The sequence below is a fragment of the Roseibium sp. MB-4 genome (assembly GCF_053005265.1).
Genome location: NZ_JBRKQB010000004.1, coordinates 150931 through 175746, shown reverse-complemented (window position 1 = coordinate 175746; position 24816 = coordinate 150931). Strand labels below are relative to the sequence as shown.

The following is a 24816-nucleotide window of genomic DNA, read 5'->3' as shown; positions in this document are numbered from 1 at the left end:
AAAAAAATGCCCGACAAGCACGACGTCGAGAAACTCAAGCTGATCGACGCGGTCCACCAGAAACTCTCCAAGAAAGATCCCAATCTCGCTGAATTCGTGAACGCCTTTTATGACCGGGGCGCGGCCGAAGATCTGGTGACCTATTCGGCGGAAGAGCTGACCGGGTTCGCCATGGATGCATGGCAGGACTTTCAATCGCACGATTTGGGCACCCACAGGGTGAGCATTTCTGATCCAAGTTTCAAAACGAAGGGCGGCAAAACCAAAAACCTTACCGTTATCGAGATCGTCAACGACAACATGCCGTTCCTGGTCGACTCGGTTATGGACGAGCTGCAGGACAGCAAACTGGAAGTACACCTTGTCCTGCATCCAATTTTCATCGTTGAGCGGGACGAGAAGGGTGCTCTGATTTCTGCCATCGGCCGGAAAAAGCCAGCGAAGCGGAAGGATCGTCAGGAAAGCCTGATCCATATCCATGTCACCCGTATTGACGATGCCGAACAGCGCGACGCACTGGAAACAAGGCTCAACACGGTTCTGAACAACGTTCGCTCTGTTGTGAACGATTTCAAACCGATGCAGGAACGCCTCGGCGAAGCGATTGATACCTACAAGACAACGCAAATCCTGGGCAGCAGTGATGAATTGTGGGAAGCCATCCATTTCCTGGAGTGGATGGAAAAAGACAATTTCATTTTCCTAGGCATGCGGGAATACAAGTTCGAAGGCGGCGTTGAAGAGGGTGAACTCTCTCCTCACGAGGGAACTGGCCTCGGCCTCCTGACGGATCCCGATGTTCGGGTCCTGCGCCGCGGCTCCGAGTTTGTTCAGATTACCCCGGAAATCCGAGAGTTCCTGAAGAAACCCGAACCTCTGATCATTGCAAAGGCCAATGTGAAGAGCACGGTGCACCGCCGGGTTCATATGGACTATGTCGGGGCCAAGCTCTACGACGACGACGGCAACATGATCGGAGAGCTCCGCATTGTTGGCCTGTTTGCATCAACTGCTTACACTGAGCCTGTCAGCACCATCCCGTTCCTGCGCCGCAAGGTGGCGAGTGTATTGGCGCGAGCCGGCTATCATTCAGAAAGCCATTCAGGACGGGCACTCAGAAACGTTCTTGAAGCTTTTCCGCGCGATGAGCTATTCCAAATCGACCGCGACCGTCTCTTTGACTTCTCAACAGCCATCCTTCAACTGGACGAACGGCCGCGCATCCGTGTTCTGTCACGCCCGGACAAGTTTGATCGCTATGTGTCGATCCTGGTGTTCGTGCCCAGGGACCGCTACACAACCGAAGTCCGCCTGAATGTCGGGACATATTTGGCCTCGGTCTATGAGGGGCGTCTTTCGGCCTGGTATGTAACTTATCCGGAAGGTCCGCTTGCGCGGGTTCATTATATCGTTGGCCGCGACAAGGGAGAAACGCCAACTCCACCACAAGAAGAACTTGAAGCCGCCGTTGCAGACATGGTCAGAAACTGGCCGGATGCAGTGCGGGGTGCACTTGCCGCAGAATTTGCACCCGCCCAGGCCCGCCAGCTTGCCGACCGCTACGCGCTCGCGTTCCACGGCGGCTACAAGGAAGTCTATAACGCCCAGTCCGCGCTGTTCGACATCGTTCAGCTCGAAACGCTGAGCGACACCCGCAGCACCACAATTACTTTCCACCGACCGGTCGGCACAAAGGACAACCGGCTGGCGCTCAAAGTTTATCACCGAGGTGCGCCAATCCCGCTGTCCGCCCGTGTTCCACTGCTGGAGAACATGGGTTTCAAGGTCATCAATGAACGGACATACCGGATCACGCCGACCAACGCACCGTTCTCATACCTCCATGAGATGACCCTTGAAGCCCACACTGGAGACAGCATTGATTTCAGCGATGCTCTGCAGAGCCGGCTGGAAAGCATGTACATGGCTGTCTGGACGGGACGGGCCGAAGATGACGGGTACAACCGCCTTGTCATGAGTGCCAGTCTCGCGTGGCGCGATGTTGCGATCCTGCGCGCCCTGTCAAAGTATCTAAGGCAGGCCGGTATTCGGTTCTCCGAAGACTACATGTGGTCGACGCTGAACAACTACCCAGCCATCGCCTCAACTCTGGTCGATTTGTTCCATCTGCGCTTCAACCCGAACACATCGAAAGAAGACCGTGACGCAGGCGAGGAGCGGCTTGAAGCCGAATTCTCTGCAGCTTTGGAAGATGTCTCCAGTCTGGATGACGACCGCATCTTGCGGCGGTTCAAGAATGTGATTGAATCGATCCTGCGCACGAACTTCTATCAGCTTGATCAGGGCGGCCAGCCCAAGGCGACCTTCGCCTTCAAGATCGAAAGCCGGAAGATTGACGAGCTGCCACAGCCACGTCCGTTCCGCGAGATTTTCGTTTACAGCCCGCGTGTTGAAGGGGTTCACCTGCGCTTCGGCATGGTTGCGCGTGGCGGATTGCGCTGGTCCGATAGACCGCAAGACTTCCGCACCGAAGTGCTGGGCCTCGTAAAGGCGCAGCAGGTCAAGAACGCCGTGATCGTTCCCGTCGGCGCAAAGGGCGGCTTTGTTCCAAAGCAATTGCCATCTGCGAGCGATCGCGAGGCCTGGTTCAAGGAGGGTACGGAGAGCTACAAGATCTTCATCAATGCGCTTCTTGATGTCACCGACAATCTGGATGAAGACAAGATCCTGCCACCGGACCGGGTTACCCGATTTGACGGCGACGATCCTTATCTTGTCGTGGCCGCGGACAAAGGGACTGCAACGTTCTCCGATACGGCCAATGCGATTTCGGAGGGCCGGGATTTCTGGCTCGGCGATGCGTTCGCGTCCGGCGGGTCTGCGGGATATGACCACAAGAAGATGGGGATCACAGCCCGGGGTGCCTGGGAGGCGGTCAAACGCCACTTTCGGGAAATGAACCGGGACATCCAAACCGAGCCGTTCACCGCCGCCGGTGTTGGCGACATGTCCGGCGATGTTTTCGGCAACGGGATGCTGCTCTCGAAAGCGACAAAACTGGTTGCTGCCTTCGACCACCGGGACATTTTCATCGACCCGGACCCGGATCCAGCGAAAACATGGGACGAGCGGAAACGCCTGTTCGATATGGGCCGCTCGTCCTGGAAAGACTACGACACGAGCCTGATTTCAAAAGGCGGCGGCATCTTCTCACGGCAGCTGAAGTCGATCCCGCTGTCACCAGAGATTCGCGCCCTTATCAATCTCGACAAGGCAACGGCAACGCCTCAGGAAGTCATGATGGCAATCCTGAGAATGAATGTGGACCTGCTCTGGTTTGGCGGCATCGGCACGTACATCCGCGCGACGACCGAAACAGATGCCGACGCCGGAGACCGGTCGAACGATCATATCCGGATCACCGCGCCGCAACTTGGCGCAAAGGTCATCGGCGAAGGCGCCAATCTTGGCCTGACCCAGCTTGCGCGGATCGAATTCAACAAGAGGGGTGGCCGTTGTAACTCCGATGCGATCGACAATTCCGCCGGGGTGAATTCCTCGGATATGGAGGTCAACATCAAGATCGCCCTCGGAGCCGCTGTAAAGGCAGGCAAACTCGACATCGAGCAGCGAAATGAACTGCTGGCCCACATGACCGATGAGGTCGCCGACCTGGTCTTGCGGAACAACTACTTGCAGACGCTCGCGATTTCCATGACGCATCTGCAGGGAATGGAAGACTTCGGCTATCAGGTCCGCATGATGCGCCAGTTGGAGCGTGAAGGTCTTCTGGACCGCGTCGTCGAGCAGTTGCCGGATGATGTGCAGCTCGATGAATTGCGCAATGCCGGGCAGTTGCTGACCCGCGCCGAACTCGGCGTCCTGCTGGCATACGCAAAAATCACCCTGTACGACGCAATTCTGGAGAGCTCGGTCCCCGATGATGACTACTTGGCGCGCGAACTCTTCCGGTACTTCCCGGATGAAATGGCCGCAGACTACGAAGGTGAAATCAACGGCCACCGTCTACGCCGGGAAATTATCTCCACCATGCTCGCGAACTCCATGGTCAACAGAGGAGGTGCGACCTTTATCACCCGCCTGATGGATCAGACGGGCGCGACAACGACGGAAATCGCCCAAGGGTTCGTTGCCGTGCGCAACAGCTACGGACTGACCGAACTCAACGGAGAAATTGACCGTCTGGACACCAAGATCGACGGTGAGTTGCAGTTGGAACTCTATTCGGAGGTCCAATCACTGCTTCTGGAACGCGTCGTCTGGTTCAAGAGGAACGTGTCCTTTGAACAAGGACTTGCAGCCGTTGTAGAGCGGTTCCACGCTGGCATTTCAGACCTTCGCGATCGGCTGGAGAGCTTGCTTCCCGAAGAACCTGCGGCAGAGCTCAAAAGCCGCGTGGAAACCTACGTCTCGAAAGGAGTGCCTGAAGACCTGGCACGCCGGATTGCCTGGCTGCCGGTGGAAGGTGCCATTCCGGACATAGTGATCGTTGCGGAAGAAACCGGAGCGGATCTCGATAAGGCCGCGGTGGCTTTCTTCGATGTGGCACATCATTTCCGTCTCGGCGCGATGAGCGAAATGGCGGGTGATCTGGAAGTCCATGACTATTACGATGGACTTGCGCTCGACCGTGCCCGGGCAACGCTTGCATCGGCGCATCGCGCGATCGCCATCTCTGCGATTCAGACGGACGGTTTTGCCAATTGGCTGGAGATAAAGCAGTCGGTTGTGAACCGGACCACACAGGCAGTCGCCGAAATTCTCGACGGCGGCTTGAGTGTGTCCAAGTTCTCAGTCGCAGCAAGTCTTCTTGCTGAGATCAGCGACCGGACATGATCTGGGCGGTCATAACCGCACCAGAGGCAGACTAACTGATAAAAAGGCCGGGAGTTTCACGACCGGCCTTTTTGGTTGATGAGTGCGCTTGGCTCCGGGCCGTGCCATGATTGACGCTAAAAGTCTCAGAGATCCCAGGAGAGCAAATATCTGATGACCGCCGCATCTGATACAGCATTTGTAAGTCCGGGCCGGCGCGCAATCGTAGCCTGGGGTTTCTTTGACTGGGCCGCACAGCCCTTTTTCACCCTCATTACCACCTTTGTATTTGCACCCTATTTTGCGTCCGCATTAGCCGACAATCCCACGGAAGGCCAGAGCCTTTGGGGATATGCCACCGCTGCGGCAGGGTTGGGAATTGCGTTGTTGGCCCCAATCCTTGGCTCCGTTGCCGATGCAACCGGCCGCCGAAAGGTTTGGATCTTCTGCTTTTCGATCCCCTTTCTCGTGTGTTGCTGGGCCTTTTGGTACGCCGCGCCGGGCAATCCACATGGCGTCATGATTGCCCTTCTTGCCTTTGCGATTGGAACATTGTCGATCGAGATCGCAGCGGTCTTCAACAACGCAATGATGCCCCAGCTGGTCCCATCGACACACATCGGCCGATTGTCGAGTTTTGGCTGGGCTCTCGGATATGCAAGCGGATTGGTGACACTCGTTATCGTCCTCGGATTTTTAGCCGCGAACCCGGACACCGGACGCACGCTGCTCGGGTTCACCCCCCTGTTTGGCCTTGATGCTGCGACTTACGAAGGCGACCGGGCATCTGGGCCGTTTTCTGCGATCTGGTACGTGATTTTCGCGTTACCGATGTTTCTGTTCGTTCCGGACGCTCCATCGCGCGGAAAGATCGGAGCAGCTGTTTCCAAAGGCCTCAGTGATCTGCGGCACAGCCTTCGGCACGCTCGAGAAAACCGCAATATCTTCATGTTTCTGATCGCAAACATGGTCTTCAAGGACGGTTTGGTCGCCTTGTTTGCCTTTGGCGGGATTTATGCGGCCGGCCAGCTCGGCTGGGGATCCATCCAGATCGGCACGTTCGGCATCATCTTGACGATCACCGGAACACTTGGCCTCTTACTCAGTGGCAAGGTGGACGACAGGTTCGGGCCCAAGATCGTCATCGCCTTTTCGCTGATCGTTCTGATGATCTGCGGGCTGGGCATGATCTCCGTCGACAGAACGACAGTATTCTTCTTCATTCAGACACCAGCCGCGCCGGAAGGTGCGTTGTTCGCGTCCCTGCCAGAACAAATCTTCATCACTCTCGGCGCAATCATTGGTGCTGTGTCTGGTCCGCTGCAAGCGTCCTGCCGGAGCCTTCTTATCCAGTTGGCACCGAAAGATCTAATGACCCAGTATTTTGGTCTATTGGCGCTCTCCGGAAAGGTGACCAGCTTCCTGGCACCACTCGCCGTCGCCGTTGTGACAGCTGCAGCTGATAGCCAGCGGGCTGGTATGTCCGTCATTTTGGTGTTCTTTGCTGTCGGCCTTTGTCTGCTGATGATGGTCAAAGAAAAACGCGCCGGGCTATGACCCGGCGCGTTTTCTCAATCCAAAAATGCTGAGGCTTAAGCGACGTCGCGAACACCTACGAGGAAGTTGTCGACTTCCTGTTTCAGGCGCACAGCCTCGCTCTGCAGGACGTTGGCCGACTGGCTGACCTGACGAGCCGCGTTGCCGGTATCGTCCGCGGACGCTGCCACCTTGACGATGTTTTGGGCAACTTCCTGCGTACCGTTGGAGGCTTCCTGAATATTCCGCGCGATTTCCTCGGTCGCCAGCCCCTGTTGTTCGACAGAGTATTGAATGCTGGAGGAGATCTCGTTCATCTTCTCGATCGTTTCCGAGATGCCCTTGATCGCATCCACAGAACCTGCGGTCTCGGACTGGACCGATTGGATCTGCAAGGAGATTTCTTCAGTCGCCTTGGCCGTTTGGTTGGCGAGTTCCTTGACCTCGGCTGCAACAACCGCGAAGCCTTTGCCAGCTTCCCCTGCCCGGGCTGCCTCGATCGTTGCGTTCAGGGCGAGAAGGTTGGTTTGTTCGGCAATGTCCGTGATCAGCTTGACCACTTCACTGATGCGGTGCGCTGCTTCCGCCAGACCTTCGATCTTGGCATTGGTCGACTGCGCCTGATCCACGGCATGAGACGCGATCTCTGTTGATTGGGTCATTTGACGCGAGATTTCGCCAACAGACGCCATCAACTCTTCGGCCGCGGAGGCAACTGTTTCCACGTTGGAGGACGCTTCCTCGGACGCAGCGGCCACCGTCGTACTCTTCTCGCTGGTATCATCCGCGCCTGCGGTCAGGGTCACGGAAGCGCCGTTCAGATCCTCGACCTGAGACATGACTGTCGCGGTCAGTTCCGTGATCTTCCGATCGAAGTCTTGCGAAATTTCGCTGATCTTTTGAGCGCGGGCGAGCTGCCGCCGCTGGGTCTCTTCCTGTTCGGCAGCCAAGGCTTCCGCCTGCTGTGCCTTGTCGCGGAAGACTTCCAGAGCCTTGCTGATCTCTCCGATTTCATCCTGACGATCCGTGTCATGGATCGGCTCTTCATAGCGGCGGTCAATCAAGGCCTGAATGCTGCCGACTGCACGCTCCAGCGGGCGACGCACAATGTTCGTACCCACAATATAGATCGACGTTGCCACAACAAGCAGCAGAACAAGACCAACAACCGCGATCATAGTTATGATCTGCGTTGAAGCTGCGTTCAAAGTCGATACTGGTACGTTGACGACCACAGCCATTTTGGCGTCGGTCCGGCCAATGCTGACCGGTTTAACGATCCGCAAAACATCGGTGCCGAGTGTGTTTGAGTAGCCTTCATACACATAGCTCTCGCCATTCTTGACGGCTGCAAGCAACTCATCCTTGACCGCAAGATCGGTATCGGACCGCCCTTCGCTCCACTTTTTACCGAGGAGTGCACCGTCCGGATGCGCGATCCAGGATCCGTCTTGAGAGATCAGATGGACAGACCCTGTACCAAGCGGCTTTTGTTCACCCAAAGCACTCGACAAGGGAGTCAGCATGATGTCCCCACCGGCGACACCAATGACTTTCGAGCCCTCTTTGACCGGAATACCGAAGGACACGCCGGTCACAGTCTTTCCATCAGCTTCCCAGCTGTATGGCTCTGTCACGTAGTCCTTGCCTGTTTCATAAGGGACATTGAACCAAAGGCTCTTGCCAGGCTGATCCATTTCCAGATCACCCATCGGGCGGTATCCGAGCTTGCCATCAGCGAGCCTGAAGAAATACGGCCGCCACATGCCGCTCTCGTCGTGCTTTTCGGCACTGACATACTCAGCGTCTTTACCGTCCAGCCCATCGAACGGAATAGCGCCCCAGGTGCCAGAGAAGTCGACGTTCTTGTGCAGCGTCTCTTCAACGATCGCCATCCACTGATTGCGATCCTGATTTCCAGTGCTTTTGAGGCCTGTCAAAGCAGCTGCAAGCGATTGAGCGGTGACAAGGCCGTTCTCCATGGTCCGCTGGACCAATTCCGCTTGATCCTCAGCAACGGCATCTGCTTGAGCGACAGCAAGAGATTGCGTCATCTGTGAGGCTTGCCAGCCAATAACCCCGATCCCACCGACCAAGGCCAAGGCAAGCGTTGCAACACTAACGCCTACGAGTTTTGTAGTGACCTTCGCATTTTTAAACACCGGATCTTCTCCGTTAGCCAATCGATTCGCCGCAACAGTCGCACTGCTGCATTTGCGAACAAATTAACTTGCGGAGATTAACAAGGTATTCAAAAGCCTAGGCGTTATTTCCGAAGCTGAAGAAATGCATCTTCTACCATCAGTAAAAGATGCATTTTTGTTCAATCAGTGCCGGAAGTGCCGCATACCGGTCATGACCATCGCAAGACCAGCTTCATCAGCGGCCTTGATCACATCATCGTCACGCATGGACCCACCCGGCTGGATAACCGCCGTGGCACCAGCTTCGGCGGCAGACAGCAATCCGTCGGCAAACGGGAAGAAAGCATCTGAAGCCACGACACAGCCTTTGGTAAGTGGCTCGGACAATCCGGCAGTTTCCGTTGCATCCAAGGCCTTTCGGGCAGCAATCCGAGCCGAATCCACCCGGCTCATCTGACCAGCCCCGACGCCAACTGTTGCGCCATCCTTGGCATAGACGATTGCATTGGATTTGACGTGCTTGGCAACCCGGAAGGCGAACTTGAGATCCTGCATTTCCTGATCGCTTGGTGCCCGCTTGGTCACGACTTTCAGATCAAGATCATCAACAACGCCATTGTCGCGTGATTGGACCAGCAGACCCCCAGCCACGGATTTCACGAAAAGCCCCTTGGCCCGTGCGTCCGCAAGTCCACCGGTCACCAGAAGCCGAAGGTTTTTCTTCGAGGCAATGATTTCGCGGGCGGCCTCATCGGCATCCGGAGCGATGATGACTTCGGTGAAGATCTTGACGATCTCCTCAGCCGCCGCAGCATCCAGTTTTTGGTTCAGGGCAACGATGCCGCCAAAGGCAGAAACTGGGTCACAGCGGAGCGCTTTTTCGTAAGCATCCTTCAGGCTGCCGCCTTCCGCAACACCGCAGGGATTGGCGTGCTTGATGATCGCAACAGCGCTCGTGCGCGCCGGGTCGAACTCGCTGACCAGCTCAAAAGCCGCATCGGTGTCGTTGATGTTGTTGTAGGAGAGGGTCTTGCCTTGCAACTGCGTTGCGGTTGCCACGCCCGGCCGCTTTTCGCCCGTTTTATAGAAGCCAGCAGTTTGATGCGGGTTCTCGCCGTAACGCATGACTTCCGAGAGCGCACCGCCGACAGCCCGGTGGGCCGGTGTTGCCTCATCCAACTGATCTGCCATCCAGTTTGAAACGGCGGCATCATAGGCGGCCGTGCGCGCAAATGCCTTTAGGGCCAGTTTCTTCCGCAAGTCGAGCGGTGCCTTGCCGCCATTGGTGTCCAACGCCTCAATAACAGAGCTATAGTCGGCCGGGTCTGTTACCACGGTGACATAGGCATGGTTCTTCGCGGCGGCCCGTGTCATGGCAGGCCCGCCAATATCGATGTTTTCAATCCCCGTTCCATAGTCCGCACCGGACGCAATCACCTCTTCGAACGGATAAAGATTGCCGCAAAAAAGATCGATGCCGGTGATGCCATGATCGGCCATAGCCTTTTGATGGTCTTCATCGTCGCGGATCGACAGGAGACCGCCGTGGACGCTGGGATGAAGCGTTTTCACACGGCCATCCATGATTTCCGGGAAATTGGTAACTTCGGAGATATCAAGAACGGTCAGTCCGGCGTCTTTCAAAGCCTTGTAGGATCCGCCTGTCGACACCAGCTCAACGCCGCAGTCCGCCAACGCCTTTGCGAAGTCGACAAGACCGGTTTTGTCAAAGACAGACAAAAGGGCACGTTTGACAGGGACGAATTCTGGAACGGGTACGGCTTTGGACACAATGGCCATGAAGACTGCCTCTCAGCTGGAACGGGGCGGGAAAGCGTGGCGCCCCCTAACACGTCTGACTGGAAAGCGGAAGGTTTCAGATCATCCTAGGGAACAAAGTCAGTCCAAAGACGTATCGTCTGCTGCTTCCTCAGCGTCTTCGATTGGGTCCGCGGGCGGATCTTCGAGCGGCAGTTCTTCCGTCTCATCGAAATCGCTGGTTCCGCGCCGACTCAGTTTGGCCGTTGCTGTTCGCCGGAACTGCCACCCGACAGAGGGAGCGGCCTCCAACGGACCAGAGATAACAATCTGCTCGGACTTCCTGTGACCATAAACATCCGATAGGTAAACGCTTTCCTCCAGGGCAATCTCAATACCAGGCGCCTCGAATTCCCAAGCTTCGCCGTCACGGCATACCAGCAGCAAGGCAGACCCGGCCCGGATCAATGATGCCTTGATCGCCGGATGAAGATGGAAACGGACGGTATAAAGCGTATCCGGATCGACAGAGCCGACAGCCTGGAACGTATCAACGCCATCGAGAACTGTTCCGTCGGACGACAGCCGCAAATCCCGTTGATGCAGAACATTGAAATCCGCCACATAGCCGTCGTGAGAAGCGATCACCCGGCAACCCGCAGCGTCATCTTCCCTGGAAATATCGATCACGCGCGGCCCGGACAAGATCGGAGCTCCGAGCAAATGTCCGAACGGCTTTTCCGAAAGAAACCGGCAAGAGGACGTATCGTCGATCGACGCGGTCGAATGGGCTGCGGTGGACCGGCTCACTTTGCGCCAGACCGGGTTCGATTTTGACGAAACCCCGCAATTGACCACCATCCGATGGGCGCCGGTAGAAAACTCGAAAGACAGGCAGCCGGCGTGTGCGTTTCCAGACAGCGCAATGTCCGGGGCAGGGCCCGTGTCGACCAAGACGACCGATGATCCTCCACTCAAGCGTTGATATCCAGAATGCGGCGCATTGGTGGGCGGCGCCCCACGGGCATCGTCGTATGCGAGGATCGTTGCGACCAGATCGCTCGGCGTAGAGCCCATACCGTTGAAGTGGGCAAGCGCTCCGTCGCCATGGCGGAAGAACTTCATCAGCGGCATCATTCGGTCGACCGACTGAACCATGGCTGTCGGGACTTCAAGCCCCTGCGCCACAAAGGCCTGACGCACAGGCAAAAGATCGGCAAGGATGTCGATCAAGGCCCGCGGGTTTCTGGAGATATGCCCGCCATCTGGTAGTATTTGACGGGACAATTCCTGATCGAGACGGCGAATGCTTTGACGCGCAAAACGGCCTTGTCCCGCCATGGAAATGCAGGCTGACGCGATGGCGAGCGCTGCATGAAGCCGCTCAACCCCATCTTCGGTCTCATTGATCGTCTGACGGAGATACTGCACCTGACGCGCCAGAGACTTGATGAAGGTCCGGTAGAAACTGTGATCGCCGTCCTGTAGGATGAACGGAGAATGCGCAAGCCAAGACAAAATACGCCGTGTAACAATGGGCGCTTCCCACCCGATCGGGTGCCAGCGGCCACAGTATTTGATCCAGTCCTCTGCCAGAGCACGAGCATTCTGCCGTGCGATTTGGCTGTCGGCAGCTCGCAGATCCCTCAGCCATCCAAAGGCGTGAAGCTCCCGCTGCCAGTCTTCATGCACGGCCTGAAGCTCAAAGGGTGAGCGCCCTTGCGTCTCAACAAGATGGCCTGAAAATAAAAAGCGTCCGCCATAGATATCGGCCGCATTTGTTGCATCGGCTGTTCTGAGATCTTGTGGGGCAATCAGCAAGCGCTCGGGCACGGCTGAAAAGGGCTGCAAGCGGGAGATCGGTCCGCCATGCATCCATTTCCGGGTCCGTTGCCAGATATACAGCGCCACCAGGCCCCAAATGCGCCCGCGCTCCGAGAGGGTGGCATTGCTCACCGGACCATCTCCAACACCGATGGTCTATGCGTATCTATAACGATCTCCATTCAAGCTGCCGGGCCCATCGTTCCGGCTCAGCCGTTAAGGTTAGCAAATCATTTATAGAATCATGACAGTTGAAGAGTTTATTCCGCGTTAAGAGACCCTGAACCGCGCGGCGAAAAAACCATCCATGCCGAAAAGCCCGGTTTCGGGGCCTGCAGACTGATCCGGCCGGCAGCGAAGATATCCCTCTGGTGTGACACTTTCGCCAAGGCCGCCAATTTCACTTGCGTCGATCGGCACCAACGCCACGCGCTCCTTGTTCCGCTCCAAAAACGCCTCTGCCTGGCCTTCGCCCTCGGCGCGCTCCAAGGAACAGGTGCAATAGACCAGAACGCCGCCCGGCTTTAGCCAAGCCATGACGCGGTCCAGGAGAGCTGTTTGAATTTCGCTCAACTTTTCAATGTCGTAAGGCTTCTTGATCCAGGGCACATCGGGATGACGCCGGATGGTCCCTGTTGCGCTGCACGGTGCATCGAGCAGGATCGCGTCAAACAATGCCTCCGGTTCATACTCCCGCAAATCCGCTGCAACGGTTGTCACTGACAATCCGAGGCGGGTCATGTTTTCCGCAAGCCGTTTAAGCCTGGCCTTTGAAATATCGATGGCCGTTACCTCGGCGCCGCTGGCTGCTAGCTGTGCTGTTTTTCCACCGGGCGCTGCGCAAAGGTCGGCAACCTGCTTGCCAGAGATATCGCCAAGCAGTTTGGCCGGAAGGGACGCAGCGGCATCTTGTACCCACCATGCGCCCTCTTCGAACCCTTCCAGTGCATCTACGGCACCTTTTTTGGAGAGCCGAACACTGCCAGCGCCGACAACCACACCATCGAGCTTTTCCGCCCATGCTGCTGGATCGGCTTTCACAGTCAAATCAAGCGTGGCCTCACTCTCATGCGCCTTTGCGATTGCGCGTGCACCTTCCTCGCCATAAGCCTCCTGCCAACTTTCCCAAAGCCAATCCGGAGTGTTGAGCCGGGGGGCATCGAGATCCGCCGCGATTTCTTCGCGCTCGCGCCCAAGACGGCGCAGAACGCCATTGACCAGGCCTTTGTATGGCCGGGCCCGGCGATCCATGGAGGCATGATCAACGGCGAGCGACACGGCAGCGCGATCGGGAATGTCCAAAAACTGCATCTGCGCGATGGCGACATGGAGAATGTCGAGCACCCTGCCGGTTTTTTCCGGAATATCGCGATCCAGCAACCGGCCCAGGACTTCCGCAATTTCACCGCGGTGACGGAGGGCGGCACCCGCGATGGCACGCACCAGGGCCCTGTCATTCGCGGCCAAGGCCCGGAAACCGGAGTGTCCGGATGCCATATCCAATTCACCGTCCAAGGGACGCTTCTTATGCACCACATTTCCCAGGATATCGGCGGCGACCTTGCGGGCCGCAAAACCCGGCTTTTCTGACCTTTCAGCCGGAGCACCGTTCGAAGGCTTGTTGTTTTTTTTAGGTGACTTGCTCACGAAATTGTCCTGATGGGCAGACCCGCACACTTCGGCGGGTGTCAAAATCAAGCGCCGCAGTCCGGGCTTCCGGCTGCGGCGCGTTGACGATCATTCTAGATCTAACCCTGGCTGACGCCAAGGTGTTTTCAAAGTTTAGCCCCACGGGCCCTTTGGGCGCGGCGGCTCATCATAAGACCTGCCACCAGTCGTGCCGCCCCATGGGCCTGACTGCGGAGCCCGGGATTGAGCAAATGTCCCGCGTCCTGCGGTGCCCAATCCGGCTTCCGACAATTTGCGCAGCTCATCAATCCGGTTCTGGGTGTTCGGGTGCGTGGAGAACAGATTGTCCATGCGCTCGCCGGACAGCGGGTTCATAATGAACATGTGCGCCGTCGCCGGATTGGCCTCGGCATCCGGATTGTGGATGCGCTCGACACCGCCGGATATTTTCGCCAGGGCAGACGCCAGCCACATCGGTTCACCGCAGATCTGCGCGCCCATGCGATCCGCGGCATATTCGCGGGTCCGGGAAATCGCCATTTGCACGATCATCGCCGCCATCGGCGCAACGATCATCATCAAGATGACGCCGACAAAACCCAGGGGATTGTTGCGGTTGCCCCCGAAGAGGAAGGCAAAGTTCGCGAGCATCGAGATCGCACCGGCGATGGTCGCCGTGATCGTCATGATCAAGGTGTCATGGTTCTTCACATGCGCCAGCTCGTGCGCCATCACACCGGCCACTTCTTCCTTGCTGAGCATGTCCAGCAAGCCGGTGGTCGCAGCAACGGCTGCATTTTTGGGGTTCCGCCCGGTCGCAAAGGCGTTCGGCTGCGGGTTGTTAATGATATAGACCTTCGGCATGGGCAGATCGGCATTTTGCGCCAGTTGGCGGACCATGCCGTAATATTCAGGCGCCGAGCGCTCATCGACTTCCTGTGCATGGTGCATGCGCAGGACCATCTTGTCTGAATTCCAGTAGCTGAACACGTTCATCGCGGCCGCAATCGCGAGCGCGATCAACATGCCCGACTGACCGCCGATCATGAACCCAAGGCCCATGAAGAGCGCCGTCATACCTGCAAGCAACATGGCTGTGCGAACGTAATTCATCGGTGCCTTATCCGTTTCCGTTTGAAGCTGCGAACAAAAGTTGTCGCAGTCTTTTCTCAACGTTCAAGATGGGGATGCCTGCCATTCTTGGCAAGTTTGTCCTATATAACGCGAAAGTTTTGAAATCTGGCTGACAGCGGAAACCATGACCGACACGAAAGATACGGAAACGGCGCAATTCACGGCAACCGAAGTACCCTCCCTGAAGACAGACGTGGCCGAAGCTCCAAAACGCAATTTCGAGGACCTGCCGCCTGCGGCCCAGCGCGCCCTGAAAGAAGCCGAAGACCGGCGCAAGGAAATCGACGCCAAACACAACGCCATGGCACCGGAGGTTGACGGCCGAGGCGGCTTGGAGCCAACGCGTTATGATGATTGGGAAATCAAGGGTTTAACAGTCGATTTCTAGGCGGCAGCCTTTGCCAGCTTCCGCACTTCGTCCGCAATCGCCTTGGCAAGATCCTTTTGCGGTTCAGCTTCCAGGTGAACTGCGTCCACTTCACTCACTGACACAACGCTGCCCGTATTGAAAAAGGCAACGCGGTAGGTTTCCGCCAGCTTCTCATAGACACCCGCCAGCAGCTTGGACTGGGCCACACTGTGGTCTTCTGAGAAAAGGCCGGCATATTCCTTGCCCGTAAAATCCCCAAGCGGTGGCGGCGACATCAAAAGTACTTTTGGAGCACGGCCTTCGACATCATCGGTCACTTGCGTGGCGGCGAACAGCAGCCGGCCCATCGCAAGACCGATCGCATCAGCGCTCATCTGAAACCGGTCCTGAAGATCATTCGTTCCGAGCATGATGATTAGGATGTCGATTGGCATGTGCGTCTTTCGCACGGTTGCCAAGTGCTCAAGACCGTTTTTGTCGCCGCGGGCAGGGTCTTCGAAAACAGTTGTCCGCCCGTTGACGCCCTCTTCGATGACATAATAGTCAGAGCCAAGTTCCTTTTGCAGGAGGCGTGTCCAGCGCTCGTCGTGGCCGTAACGGGTCTTTGTTCCCGGCACAAACCCCCAGGTAAGCGAATCACCGAAACAAACGACGGAGAGGGGGGTTTTGCCCGACATATTAAATCCATAGACCCGCGTGTGAAATCCAAGCATTGGACCCTAGTGGATCCTTTAAAGCGTGGCAATCGCATGGATATTGGCGGCGATATTCTGCTTGGTTAATAAGAGATTTACCAAGGACGGGATAGGGTCGGGCAAACGTTTTGCGTAACGACTGCCGGATCTTGAATGACTGCCAGCCAGACCACCTACAAGCGCGGCGCCGCGCTGCCGGGTTCCAACCCTTTCCAACGCCTTGCCGACTTGCTTGACGGGCAATCTCCGGGCCTTGAACCGATAATGATGACGATCGGTGAGCCCCAGCATCCGATACCAGATTTCACGGCTGAAGTGCTGGCGGAAAACATGGCTGATTTTCGCCGCTATCCGCCGATCAACGGCACACCGGAGTTCCGCAGCACGATCGCGGACTGGCTCGACAAGCGCTATGGCCTGAACGGCACCATTGACCCGGATTTTGGCGTCCTGCCGCTGAACGGCTCCCGTGAAGGCCTTTCATTCGGGGCAATTGCCGCCCGCGATCAACTGGACAAGGGACTGGACCATCCGGCTGTCATTCTGCCGAACCCTTTCTATCAGACCTACGCGGCCGCAGCTCATGTCGCAGATGGCGAAACCGTTCTTCTGGATGCGGTTTCCGAGCACCAGTTCCTGCCGGACCTGGACGGCCTGGAACCGGCGCTTCTGGACCGGACTGTCGCCTTTTACGTTGCGTCCCCGACCAATCCGGAAGGCTCGGTCGCGACGCTGGAATACTGGCAGAAGCTGATCGGCTTGGCCCGCAAGCATCGCTTCATGATCTTTGCAGACGAGTGCTATTCGGAGATTTACCGGACAACCCCGCCCCCGGGCGTTCTGGAAGCCGCGCATCGGATGGGCACGGACTTTTCCAACATCGTTGTTCTGAATTCCCTGTCGAAGCGCTCCAATCTTGCCGGGCTGCGGTGCGGATTTGCAGCCGGCGATCCTGTTTTCCTGAAAAAATGGGCAAAGTTCCGCGGCCTTGCAGCGCCACAAGTGCCCTTGCCGGCGCAGGCCGTCGCGGTCCGCGCCTATCGCGACGAAGCCCATGTTGAGGAAAACCGGCGGCTTTATAACGAGAAATATGAAGCCGCAGAACGCCTCCTTGATCCGATCCTCGGCCCTGTAACAACAGAGGCAGGCTTCTTCCTTTGGCTCAATGTCGGAAAGTGGGGAGACGGTGTTTCCGTCACACAGGCCCTTTGGCGCGACACAGGCGTGAAGGTCCTGCCGGGCAGCTATCTGGCATCTGATCAGTCAGATGGCAGCAATCCGGGCCGGAATTACATCCGCGCGGGGTTGGTGGCGCCCCTTGCGCAGACGGAGATCGCTCTTGAGCGTGTGGCAAACTGGTTGGGAGGCAAGGCATGAGACGGGCCAGTGCAGTGCGCGGATCGGGCCGTCGGTCCGCAGTCGATCTTCTGGACACGGAAAGTCCGGCCAAGCGTTTTTTAAGACGGAACCTGACCGGTGCGGCTGGCCTCGGGATCATCTCCATTGCGGCGGCCCTCGCAGCCGCCCTTGCCACCTGGTCCGTGAATGATCCGAGCCTGAACCACGCGACGGGTGGGCCTGTGCGCAATGCGCTCGGCGCTCCAGGCGCGATCGTCGCCGACGTCTTGATGCAGACGATTGGTCTTGCAACAGCTGTTTTCCTCGTTCCCCTGGTATTATGGGGCTGGCGGCTCTTGACCGGCCATGCCCTCGGCATCGGCCGCAAGCGTCTCTTTTATTGGATTCTCGGATCTGGGCTTTCGGCTGGCGCGCTGGCGGCGCTTCCCGTTCCGCAAAGCTGGCCGTTGCCGACAGGCCTTGGCGGGTTTCTGGGAGACATGATCCACGGTGTCCCGGCTATTTTAACCAGCAACCTGACGAGCGGCGCTGCGACAATCATTGGAGGCCTTGGACTCGGTGTTCCTGCCGGTCTTCTCCTCCTTGCTTCGGCCGGCTGGCTGGGCCGCGCAGGTGAACCTTTAGAGCATATCGAGCCACGCAGGGCCCCGGCCGGACATGGCAAATCCATCGAGGACGATCTCGGCCTTGATGACGAGGAGGAGGGCGAAAGCCGCTTGTCTTTGATGGCGACGGCTTTTGCGGGACAAGTCAGCCACATCGGGCTTTTGGCGGTGACACAGGTCCGCCGGATGACCGGCTTGAAGCGCGCGCCGGTCCATGAAGACGATGAGGACTGGGACGGTATCGACGAGCACGATGACTACGAGCCGGAAGAACCTGCTCAGAAGAGCCGTCTGCAGTCGTTCCGCAGGGCACTGACCGGCCGCCTGATGCCGGAAGACGATGACGGTCTGGACGAGTTCTACGAGCGCGGCCACATGACTGAGCCTGACGCCCATGATCTGGAGGATCCCTTTGGCGAGGACGGTGAGGACTTCGGCCCGGACGATTTCCTGATCGACAAAGGCCCGGTCTCCGGCGAGCCGTTGCCGGGTGAAACGCCAAGACCGGTTGGTATTGCAGCCCCTGAACCAGCTCAAGCACCTTCGGGACGAGCAGCTGCTCAACCCGCACCGACCGGCCGTGTCATTCCACCGGCTCCAAAACCGAAACAAAGCAAACGGGCGATTGAGGAAGCGCAGCCCTCTTTCCTCGGCGCCCCGGAAGAGTACGAATTACCACCGCTGCGCCTGCTTGCAGAAGCCAAAGCGGCCGGCAAGGTTCCGGGTCTTTCCGCCGATGCTCTGGAACAAAATGCCCGTATTCTGGAAGGTGTTCTGGAAGACTTTGGTGTGCGCGGCGAAATTATCGAAGTCCGCCCGGGTCCGGTTGTCACACTCTACGAACTGGAACCCGCACCCGGTATCAAGTCGTCCCGGGTCATTGGTCTGGCAGATGACATTGCCCGCTCCATGAGCGCGATCTCCGCCCGTGTTGCGGTCATCCCCGGCAAGAATGCCATTGGTATCGAACTGCCGAATGCACGCCGCGAAACCGTTTACTTGCGCGAAATGCTCGCTGCTCAGGATTTTGAAAAATCGAAATCCAAGCTGGCACTTGGCCTCGGCAAGACAATCAACGGTGAAGGCGTGGTTGCCGATCTTGCCCGCATGCCGCACTTGCTCGTTGCAGGTACGACCGGATCAGGTAAGTCGGTCGCGATCAACACCATGATCCTGTCGCTGCTGTACCGGCTGACACCGGATCAGTGCAAGATGATCATGATCGATCCGAAGATGCTGGAATTGTCGATCTATGACGGCATTCCGCATCTTCTGACCCCCGTCGTGACAGACCCGAAAAAGGCCGTTGTTGCGCTGAAGTGGACCGTCCGCGAGATGGAGGACCGCTATAAGAAGATGTCCAAGATGGGCGTCCGCAACATCGACGGCTACAACACCCGGATCAAGCAGGCCCTGGAGAAGGGCGAAGAGATGACCCGTACCGTCCAGACCGGATTTGACCGGGATACGGGAGAACCAATCTACGAGGAAGAACAGCTGCCGCTGGAGGCGATGCCGTATATCGTGGTCATCGTCGATGAAATGGCCGACCTGATGATGGTGGCCGGCAAGGATATTGAAGGAGCGATCCAGCGCCTTGCGCAGATGGCTCGTGCCGCAGGCATCCACTTGATCATGGCAACTCAGCGTCCCTCGGTCGACGTCATCACCGGTACCATCAAGGCGAACTTCCCGACCCGAATTTCCTTCCAAGTCACATCGAAAATCGACAGCCGAACGATCCTGGGCGAAATGGGCGCAGAACAGCTGCTCGGTATGGGTGACATGCTGTTCATGGCCGGTGGCGGCCGGATCCAGCGTGTTCACGGGCCTTTCGTCTCTGATGACGAAGTGGAAGAGGTCGTCAAACACCTCAAGGTTCAGGGCACACCGCAATATCTGGAAGCTGTGACGGAAGAAGATGAATCTGCCGACAGTCCTTATGATGGCGGCGCGGCCTCCGGCAGCGGAGACAGCAACGATCTTTATGACCGGGCCGTTGCAATTGTTCTGAAAGACAAGAAGGCTTCAACTTCCTATGTCCAAAGGCGCCTGTCGATCGGCTACAACCGGGCTGCGTCGCTCATCGAGCGTATGGAACAGGAAGGCTTGATCAGCGCCGCCAACCATGCCGGTAAACGTGAGATTCTGGTGCAAAACGGGTTGGATGAGGACTTCTGATCCTCACCCGCCCAAGGTTTGCCATAGACACTTCCTAGTTAAGATGAAACGGTTGAACCTAGCACCAGATTAGGACTTTGAATCATGCTGACACGCTTCGTTTCCCGCATCGCCAAGTCAACAATCCGGCCGGTCGCCGCTCTGGCAATGGCCGCTGCCATGACCGTCCCGGCTCCGGCCTTGAGTGATCGGGAGCAGCAGACCCTTCAGGACCTGAACGCCTATTTCAACTCTGTGAAGACCATGCACGGCGACTTCATCCAGTTTGGACCGGACGGCAGCCAGTCGGACGGGAAGTTCTATATGGCGCGCCCCGGCAAGGTCCGGTTCTATTACAACAAGCCTTCCGTCCTGGACATCGTGGCCGATGGCAAGTCGGTATCGGTGCGGGACCGCAAGCTGAACACGCAGGATATCTGGCCGCTCGGACAGACGCCATTGCGCTTTCTTCTGTCGGATTCCATCGATCTCCAACAAGACACCAATGTGACGAATGTGCTCGTCGAGGAAGATCTCGTCACGGTGACAATTTTCGACAAGACCAAGTTCAATTCCGGAACCCTAACCCTGATCTTTGACGCAAAAGACTATGCGCTCAAGCAATGGACCGTGACCGATCAGCAGGGTTACGATACGTCGGTTGCCGTCTACAATGTCGTCTCGAACGGTCCGACCAATCCGGATCTCTTCAAGATCGACTACCTGGCAAATTCACGCCAGTAACTCGAACGAAACGCAGTCCTGCAGGACAATGGATAAAACACCGTCCCTTCCTTTGGTCCGCAGGATCTTTGCCGACTATTGCGACCGGCATGGCTTGTCGCTCATTTGTGACGAAGGATCCGGGCAGGCGGGCTATATTGAGCTTACTGACGGACGCCGCCGTTTCTTTCGCGGAACCCACTTCGATCTCAACCCGCTCGGCGCTGCGGAAATCGCGGACGACAAGGCTTATACTCTCAGTTTCTTGAAACGGGATGGCTTCACTGTCCCGGAGAGCATGCTCATTCATGGGTTTGACGTCTTGGCCGGCCTGCGGGTTCATAAACCCGAGATTGCCGCGAAGATGCACTCAGCCGAAGACGCGTCGCAGTTCGCTGAAACCGTCGGATATCCTGTTTTTGTTAAGCCGAACAGTGGGCAGGAAGGAGAGGACGTGCTGCGCCTGGACGATCAGGCAGGCCTTCAGCACGCCTTGACCAATCTCCTGCAACGGCATTCCTCACTTCTCGTGCAGAGATGCGTTGAGGGTGCAGATCTCAGGATTCTTGTCCTTGATGGAGAGGTCTTGCTGGTGCTGGATCGCCGACCAGTTCAGGTGGAAGGAGACGGAGAACAAACGGTCAAACAACTTGCCTTCGGTGTTGCCGGCCTGAATTTCCGCGATCCGCGTGTGGAACCTGAGCTGACCCGGCAAGGTCTTGGCCCCGCATCCATTCCGGAGAAAGGCCAGACGGTCGAGCTTTTGCCGAACAAAAACCTGTCTGCGGGAGCAAAAGCCAGGGACATCACGAACAGCGTTGCGGATGATCTGAAACAGACCGCAATCTCAATCTGCGAAAGCCTTGGTCTGCGCTATGCAGGCATCGACTTGATCGCAGAAAACCCAAAAAAGCCCGGAAGCAGTTACGCTGTTCTGGAGGTCAATGCAGCGCCCGGGCTCAACCGGTATGCCGCCCAAGGCGCTGAAGAACTTGCGAAGGTTACAAGTGTTTATGAGCGCGTCCTCGACGCGCTCACAGGCAAAAGCACTTAGTAGTCGCCGAGCTTGATATCCCGGGAATACTCGCCGTCGACTTCTTTCGTGACGGCCTGACCACAGATGGTTTCACCCTTAGTCGCGTCATAGGTCAAGGACGGGGATCCGCTGAGTTCCCAGCCCTTGTTGAGCGCTTCGGTGACCCGGTGGCAAAACTCGCTGCTGTCGACATTGGTGATGAAGCGATAAAGTTTCATGCGGTACTCTCCGAATCGTCTACGAGCGGGCCGCGATGGCGTCTGCAATCGCAATCACCCGCTTGCCCATGTCCGCATGTAGCCGTTCAACCATCTTTCCGTCCACCTGAATTGCGCCTTTCGATGCATTTTCAGGAAGGTCAAATATCTCGTTGATCTTGCGTGCCCAAGCCACTTCGTCCTCTGTCGGGCTGAACGACGCGTGGCAGGACCCGATCTGTTTCGGATGGATCAGGGTTTTTCCGTCCATTCCCATTTCAGCGCCCTGCGCACATTCTGCGGCAAAGCCTTCCTCGTCCTGAAATGCGTTGTAGACGCCATCAAGGATGTCGATCCCACCAGCCCGCGCCGCCGCGACACAGGTCATCAGCCACGGCATCATGACCGCCCGGCCCGGCGCCAACCGCGCGCGTGTTTCCTTGGCCAGATCATTGGTGCCCATGACAAAGCAGGACAGGCGGACTTCCGGATCCCGTCCACAGGCCCCAATGGCGCCAGCATTCAGCATGGCCTCCGGCGTTTCCATCATCGCCCAAAGCTGGATTGAGCTCGACGCGCCATGCATCGACAAAAGATGCGCGACTTTTTGCAGATCAGCCGGGCCATTCACCTTGGGAACGAGGATCGCATCCGGATTTGCTCTGACGGCAGCCTTCAGATCGTCATCGCCCCAGACAGTGTCCAGACCATTGATCCGGATAACCACTTCCCGCTCGCCATATCCGCCTTCCGAGACCGCAGTCACGATCTGCTGACGCGCTGTTTCCTTTGCATCTGGCGCCACTGCATCTTCGAGATCCAGAAGCAGGCAGTCCACATCAAGGGTCTTGGCTTTTTCGAGCGCGCGGGCGTTGGACCCCGGCATGTACAGGGCGGAGCGGCGGGGCTTGAAAGTCTCACTCATGAAAGGCGTCCGTGGTTCTTGTTGCTGCGCAGCACGCTAACGGCAACGATCAGTGGAATCCACTCGCCTTTTGGCTCACTCCGCTGCGGTACCCGGCGCAGTTTTCTGAAAGGGCAGATTGAGAGGCCAGAGCGTCGGCTCCGAATTGAGACCTTCCTTTCGCACTCTTGATTTGGGCAGATGAAATCATGATTTCCGGAAAAACAAACGACCATCAGGCTATTTTGATTCAAGTCCTTGATCACCGAACGCCTTTTGGACATGTTGGGCGTCTCTTCTGTCCCCTATCTCCGGAGATTTCATGAGCAAGACGGAAATCAAGGCTCTCGGGCTGGATGACGCCCATCAGCTTGCCCCGCTCATTGCCGAAAATGCACAGGCCCTGAAACGCGGCGCCCCGCGCCGGCCTGACGAGTTCTATGCCGAACGGATCCTCGTCGACAAAACCGCAGAGGTGCTTGGCGCGTTCAACGGCGATGCGCTGATCGGTTTTGCCGTCTATTTCGACTTGCCGGAACTGATCACAGGCCTCCGGATCGGCCAGCTGGATGACATCTATGTCCATCCGGACCATCGCAATCAAGGGATCGGCCGGAAACTCATCGAAACACTGGTGAGTGAAGGTCAAAGCCGCGGTTGGCTGCACCTGCGCTGGATTGTCCCGGGCAAAAACACGCCAGCGGTCGCGCTCTATGAAAAGATCGCCGAACCGGATCACCGCAAAAGCTACGTCATTCCGATCGACCGGATTGCCGGCGACTGATCCATCGGCCTCAGGATCCCGCCTGAAACAGGGGTGGGATCCGGCCAAGCGTGACAAATCCCATCCGCATCAGACCGTTGTCGATCAAAAGCGGTATCTCGATCGCGGGATCACCGTGATGGTCCGTTCCAGTCGGTTGAAGACTGGACAACAGGCTTTCTACAATACTGAATTCATTGCTGTTCGGCGGAAAGAGTGGCCGGATGGAGTTCAGCATGTCGCCAGGTTGAACGAGGGTAAGCGTCAATGTGCCGGACAAAACCCCGGCCCCGTTCACAGTCAGATCGCCCCTACCGCCAAAACGGCTCGCGCCTAGCGCCACTTCGGCCAAGACCAATCGCACTGGCAATTCGCCGCCATTTGCCAGCACAAGCGAGCGCAGGTCGGCACCAGACAACAACGGTGCGCCATTGAGGACCTGTAGATGCATCCGTGCATCCACCGGATTGGTCAGTGACGGCAGCTGTTCCACCATCAGGCCATCAATGGAGAAAAACCCATCGACTGCACCGGTCGTCTCTGGCGACGGACGCAAATGAAATTCGGCCTTTTCGGACACGACCCGTGCTTCGGCGGCAGGGTTTTGAACTCTCAAAGCCGGCTTGGTAACAACAACATCGACCTTTCCGAGCGCTTCGGTGGAATATCTGGCGCTGGCTCGAGCTGTTTCCCAGGTCAATTCGCCGGAAATACCCGCCAGAGGCAACGATACGGCTGCCGGTGTTGCGGCCTCGAAAATGACATGCCAGGGATTGTAGACCAGCGCGACTGCGGTCAGACCGCCCACGGCACTTTCGCTGCCGGACAAACCAAGTGATTTCAAATCATCACAGCGGATTTCGTAGCGCCATGGATAACCGCCGATCGTTAGGTCACTACACGTGACTTCTGTCCCTTGCTCGGAGAACCGGCCGAATTGCATGTCCAGCTGATCGGCCAGAACAGTGCGTCCGTAAGCCCAGGCTCCGGACCAACCGGCAACCACGATGACGATGACCCCGATCAGAACAAGGTACTTACGTTTGCTTGGTGTTTTTCCGGCGGCAGTATCAGAAGACACGAATGAATTCTCCTTCAGACATCAAACAAATCGCGGCAGCATTGAAACGACCGGCAACGCTTGGTATCCCGGCATGTCCGTAACCACATGGCTTGAGACCG

Annotated in this window: 17 protein-coding genes; 8 read left to right on the top strand and 9 right to left on the bottom strand. The window is 57.3% G+C overall.

The annotated features are described in order from the left end of the window. Positions 1-6 precede the first annotated feature (6 nt). Positions 7-4818: an NAD-glutamate dehydrogenase gene (locus ACVDG4_RS20275; protein WP_447236445.1), complete on the top strand. Its 4812-nt coding sequence runs from the start codon at positions 7-9 to the stop codon at positions 4816-4818. Positions 4819-4971: 153 nt separating this feature from the next. Continuing rightward, positions 4972-6354 carry an MFS transporter gene (locus ACVDG4_RS20270; RefSeq protein WP_447236444.1) on the top strand — a complete coding sequence of 461 codons (1383 nt, stop codon included), beginning with the start codon at positions 4972-4974 and terminating at the stop codon, positions 6352-6354. Between the two features lie 35 nt (positions 6355-6389). Here ACVDG4_RS20270 and ACVDG4_RS20265 read toward each other — a convergent pair whose 3' ends face one another. The 5 genes from ACVDG4_RS20265 to htpX all read right to left on the bottom strand — a co-directional run bounded on the left by ACVDG4_RS20265 (position 6390) and on the right by htpX (position 14801). Next, the gene (locus ACVDG4_RS20265; protein WP_447236443.1) at positions 6390-8495 is read right to left on the bottom strand and encodes a methyl-accepting chemotaxis protein; all 2106 of its coding nucleotides are present in this window, start codon (positions 8493-8495) and stop codon (positions 6390-6392) included. Positions 8496-8660: 165 nt separating this feature from the next. Then, a complete protein-coding gene (gene purH / locus ACVDG4_RS20260) occupies positions 8661-10277 on the bottom strand; it encodes a bifunctional phosphoribosylaminoimidazolecarboxamide formyltransferase/IMP cyclohydrolase (protein ID WP_447236442.1) in 1617 nt (538 codons plus the stop codon). A gap of 99 nt (positions 10278-10376) precedes the next feature. Continuing rightward, the gene (locus ACVDG4_RS20255) at positions 10377-12191 is read right to left on the bottom strand and encodes a heparinase II/III family protein (RefSeq protein WP_447236441.1); all 1815 of its coding nucleotides are present in this window, start codon (positions 12189-12191) and stop codon (positions 10377-10379) included. Positions 12192-12329: 138 nt separating this feature from the next. Further along, positions 12330-13706, bottom strand: coding sequence for an RsmB/NOP family class I SAM-dependent RNA methyltransferase (locus tag ACVDG4_RS20250; protein WP_447236440.1), 1377 nt, complete (start codon positions 13704-13706; stop codon positions 12330-12332). Between the two features lie 135 nt (positions 13707-13841). Further along, positions 13842-14801: a zinc metalloprotease HtpX gene (gene htpX, locus ACVDG4_RS20245; RefSeq protein WP_447236439.1), complete on the bottom strand. Its 960-nt coding sequence runs from the start codon at positions 14799-14801 to the stop codon at positions 13842-13844. Positions 14802-14946: 145 nt separating this feature from the next. Between htpX and ACVDG4_RS20240 the strand changes: the two genes are divergently transcribed. Next, on the top strand, positions 14947-15210 hold the full coding sequence (locus tag ACVDG4_RS20240) for a DUF1674 domain-containing protein (RefSeq protein WP_447236438.1): 264 nt from the start codon (positions 14947-14949) through the stop codon (positions 15208-15210). On the opposite strand, the gene ACVDG4_RS20235 is transcribed toward ACVDG4_RS20240, so the two are convergent. After that, positions 15207-15869, bottom strand: coding sequence for an SGNH/GDSL hydrolase family protein (locus ACVDG4_RS20235; protein WP_447236437.1), 663 nt, complete (start codon positions 15867-15869; stop codon positions 15207-15209). The two genes, ACVDG4_RS20240 and ACVDG4_RS20235, sit on opposite strands and share 4 nt — an antisense overlap. Positions 15870-16040: 171 nt before the next feature. Here ACVDG4_RS20235 and ACVDG4_RS20230 point away from each other — a divergent pair, with 171 nt between their 5' ends. The 4 genes from ACVDG4_RS20230 to ACVDG4_RS20215 all read left to right on the top strand — a co-directional run bounded on the left by ACVDG4_RS20230 (position 16041) and on the right by ACVDG4_RS20215 (position 21788). Then, positions 16041-17264, top strand: a complete 1224-nt coding sequence (locus ACVDG4_RS20230) for an aminotransferase class I/II-fold pyridoxal phosphate-dependent enzyme (RefSeq protein WP_447236436.1) — start codon at positions 16041-16043, stop codon at positions 17262-17264. Continuing rightward, a complete protein-coding gene (locus ACVDG4_RS20225) occupies positions 17261-20032 on the top strand; it encodes a DNA translocase FtsK (RefSeq protein ID WP_447236435.1) in 2772 nt (923 codons plus the stop codon). Before ACVDG4_RS20230 ends, ACVDG4_RS20225 begins: the two co-directional genes overlap by 4 nt. A gap of 84 nt (positions 20033-20116) precedes the next feature. Then, entirely contained in the window at positions 20117-20755 is a 639-nt protein-coding gene (locus ACVDG4_RS20220) for an outer-membrane lipoprotein carrier protein LolA (protein WP_447236434.1), read from the top strand. A 28-nt stretch (positions 20756-20783) separates the two neighbouring features. Further along, on the top strand, positions 20784-21788 hold the full coding sequence (locus ACVDG4_RS20215) for a hypothetical protein (RefSeq protein WP_447236433.1): 1005 nt from the start codon (positions 20784-20786) through the stop codon (positions 21786-21788). Here the strand turns inward: ACVDG4_RS20215 and ACVDG4_RS20210 are convergent. Together ACVDG4_RS20210 and ACVDG4_RS20205 are read right to left on the bottom strand one after the other, a co-directional pair. Beyond that, on the bottom strand, positions 21785-21988 hold the full coding sequence (locus ACVDG4_RS20210) for a DUF1737 domain-containing protein (RefSeq protein ID WP_133952789.1): 204 nt from the start codon (positions 21986-21988) through the stop codon (positions 21785-21787). The genes ACVDG4_RS20215 and ACVDG4_RS20210 overlap by 4 nt on opposite strands. A 19-nt stretch (positions 21989-22007) precedes the next feature. Beyond that, positions 22008-22892 (bottom strand): HpcH/HpaI aldolase/citrate lyase family protein, encoded by an 885-nt coding sequence (locus tag ACVDG4_RS20205; protein WP_447236432.1) that lies wholly within the window; start codon positions 22890-22892, stop codon positions 22008-22010. A 301-nt stretch (positions 22893-23193) separates the two neighbouring features. Between ACVDG4_RS20205 and ACVDG4_RS20200 the strand changes: the two genes are divergently transcribed. Next, positions 23194-23655: a GNAT family N-acetyltransferase gene (locus tag ACVDG4_RS20200; RefSeq protein ID WP_447236431.1), complete on the top strand. Its 462-nt coding sequence runs from the start codon at positions 23194-23196 to the stop codon at positions 23653-23655. Positions 23656-23665: 10 nt separating this feature from the next. Here the strand turns inward: ACVDG4_RS20200 and ACVDG4_RS20195 are convergent, their stop codons facing one another. Continuing rightward, the gene (locus ACVDG4_RS20195) at positions 23666-24715 is read right to left on the bottom strand and encodes a DUF2125 domain-containing protein (protein ID WP_447236430.1); all 1050 of its coding nucleotides are present in this window, start codon (positions 24713-24715) and stop codon (positions 23666-23668) included. Between the last annotated feature and the right edge of the window lie 101 nt (positions 24716-24816).

Excerpts from the sequence above, each read along its gene's own strand:
- ACVDG4_RS20220 (WP_447236434.1), top strand. The coding sequence starts at position 20,117 with ATGCTGACACGCTTCGTTTCCCGCATCGCCAAGTCAACAATCCGGCCG.
- ACVDG4_RS20275 (WP_447236445.1), top strand. The coding sequence starts at position 7 with ATGCCCGACAAGCACGACGTCGAGAAACTCAAGCTGATCGACGCGGTC.
- htpX (WP_447236439.1), bottom strand. The coding sequence starts at position 14,801 with ATGAATTACGTTCGCACAGCCATGTTGCTTGCAGGTATGACGGCGCTC.
- ACVDG4_RS20205 (WP_447236432.1), bottom strand. The coding sequence starts at position 22,892 with ATGAGTGAGACTTTCAAGCCCCGCCGCTCCGCCCTGTACATGCCGGGG.
- ACVDG4_RS20230 (WP_447236436.1), top strand. The coding sequence starts at position 16,041 with ATGACTGCCAGCCAGACCACCTACAAGCGCGGCGCCGCGCTGCCGGGT.
- ACVDG4_RS20240 (WP_447236438.1), top strand. The coding sequence starts at position 14,947 with ATGACCGACACGAAAGATACGGAAACGGCGCAATTCACGGCAACCGAA.
- ACVDG4_RS20235 (WP_447236437.1), bottom strand. The coding sequence starts at position 15,869 with ATGTCGGGCAAAACCCCCCTCTCCGTCGTTTGTTTCGGTGATTCGCTT.
- purH (WP_447236442.1), bottom strand. The coding sequence starts at position 10,277 with ATGGCCATTGTGTCCAAAGCCGTACCCGTTCCAGAATTCGTCCCTGTC.
- ACVDG4_RS20225 (WP_447236435.1), top strand. The coding sequence starts at position 17,261 with ATGAGACGGGCCAGTGCAGTGCGCGGATCGGGCCGTCGGTCCGCAGTC.
- ACVDG4_RS20210 (WP_133952789.1), bottom strand. The coding sequence starts at position 21,988 with ATGAAACTTTATCGCTTCATCACCAATGTCGACAGCAGCGAGTTTTGC.
- ACVDG4_RS20270 (WP_447236444.1), top strand. The coding sequence starts at position 4,972 with ATGACCGCCGCATCTGATACAGCATTTGTAAGTCCGGGCCGGCGCGCA.
- ACVDG4_RS20200 (WP_447236431.1), top strand. The coding sequence starts at position 23,194 with ATGAGCAAGACGGAAATCAAGGCTCTCGGGCTGGATGACGCCCATCAG.
- ACVDG4_RS20215 (WP_447236433.1), top strand. The coding sequence starts at position 20,784 with ATGGATAAAACACCGTCCCTTCCTTTGGTCCGCAGGATCTTTGCCGAC.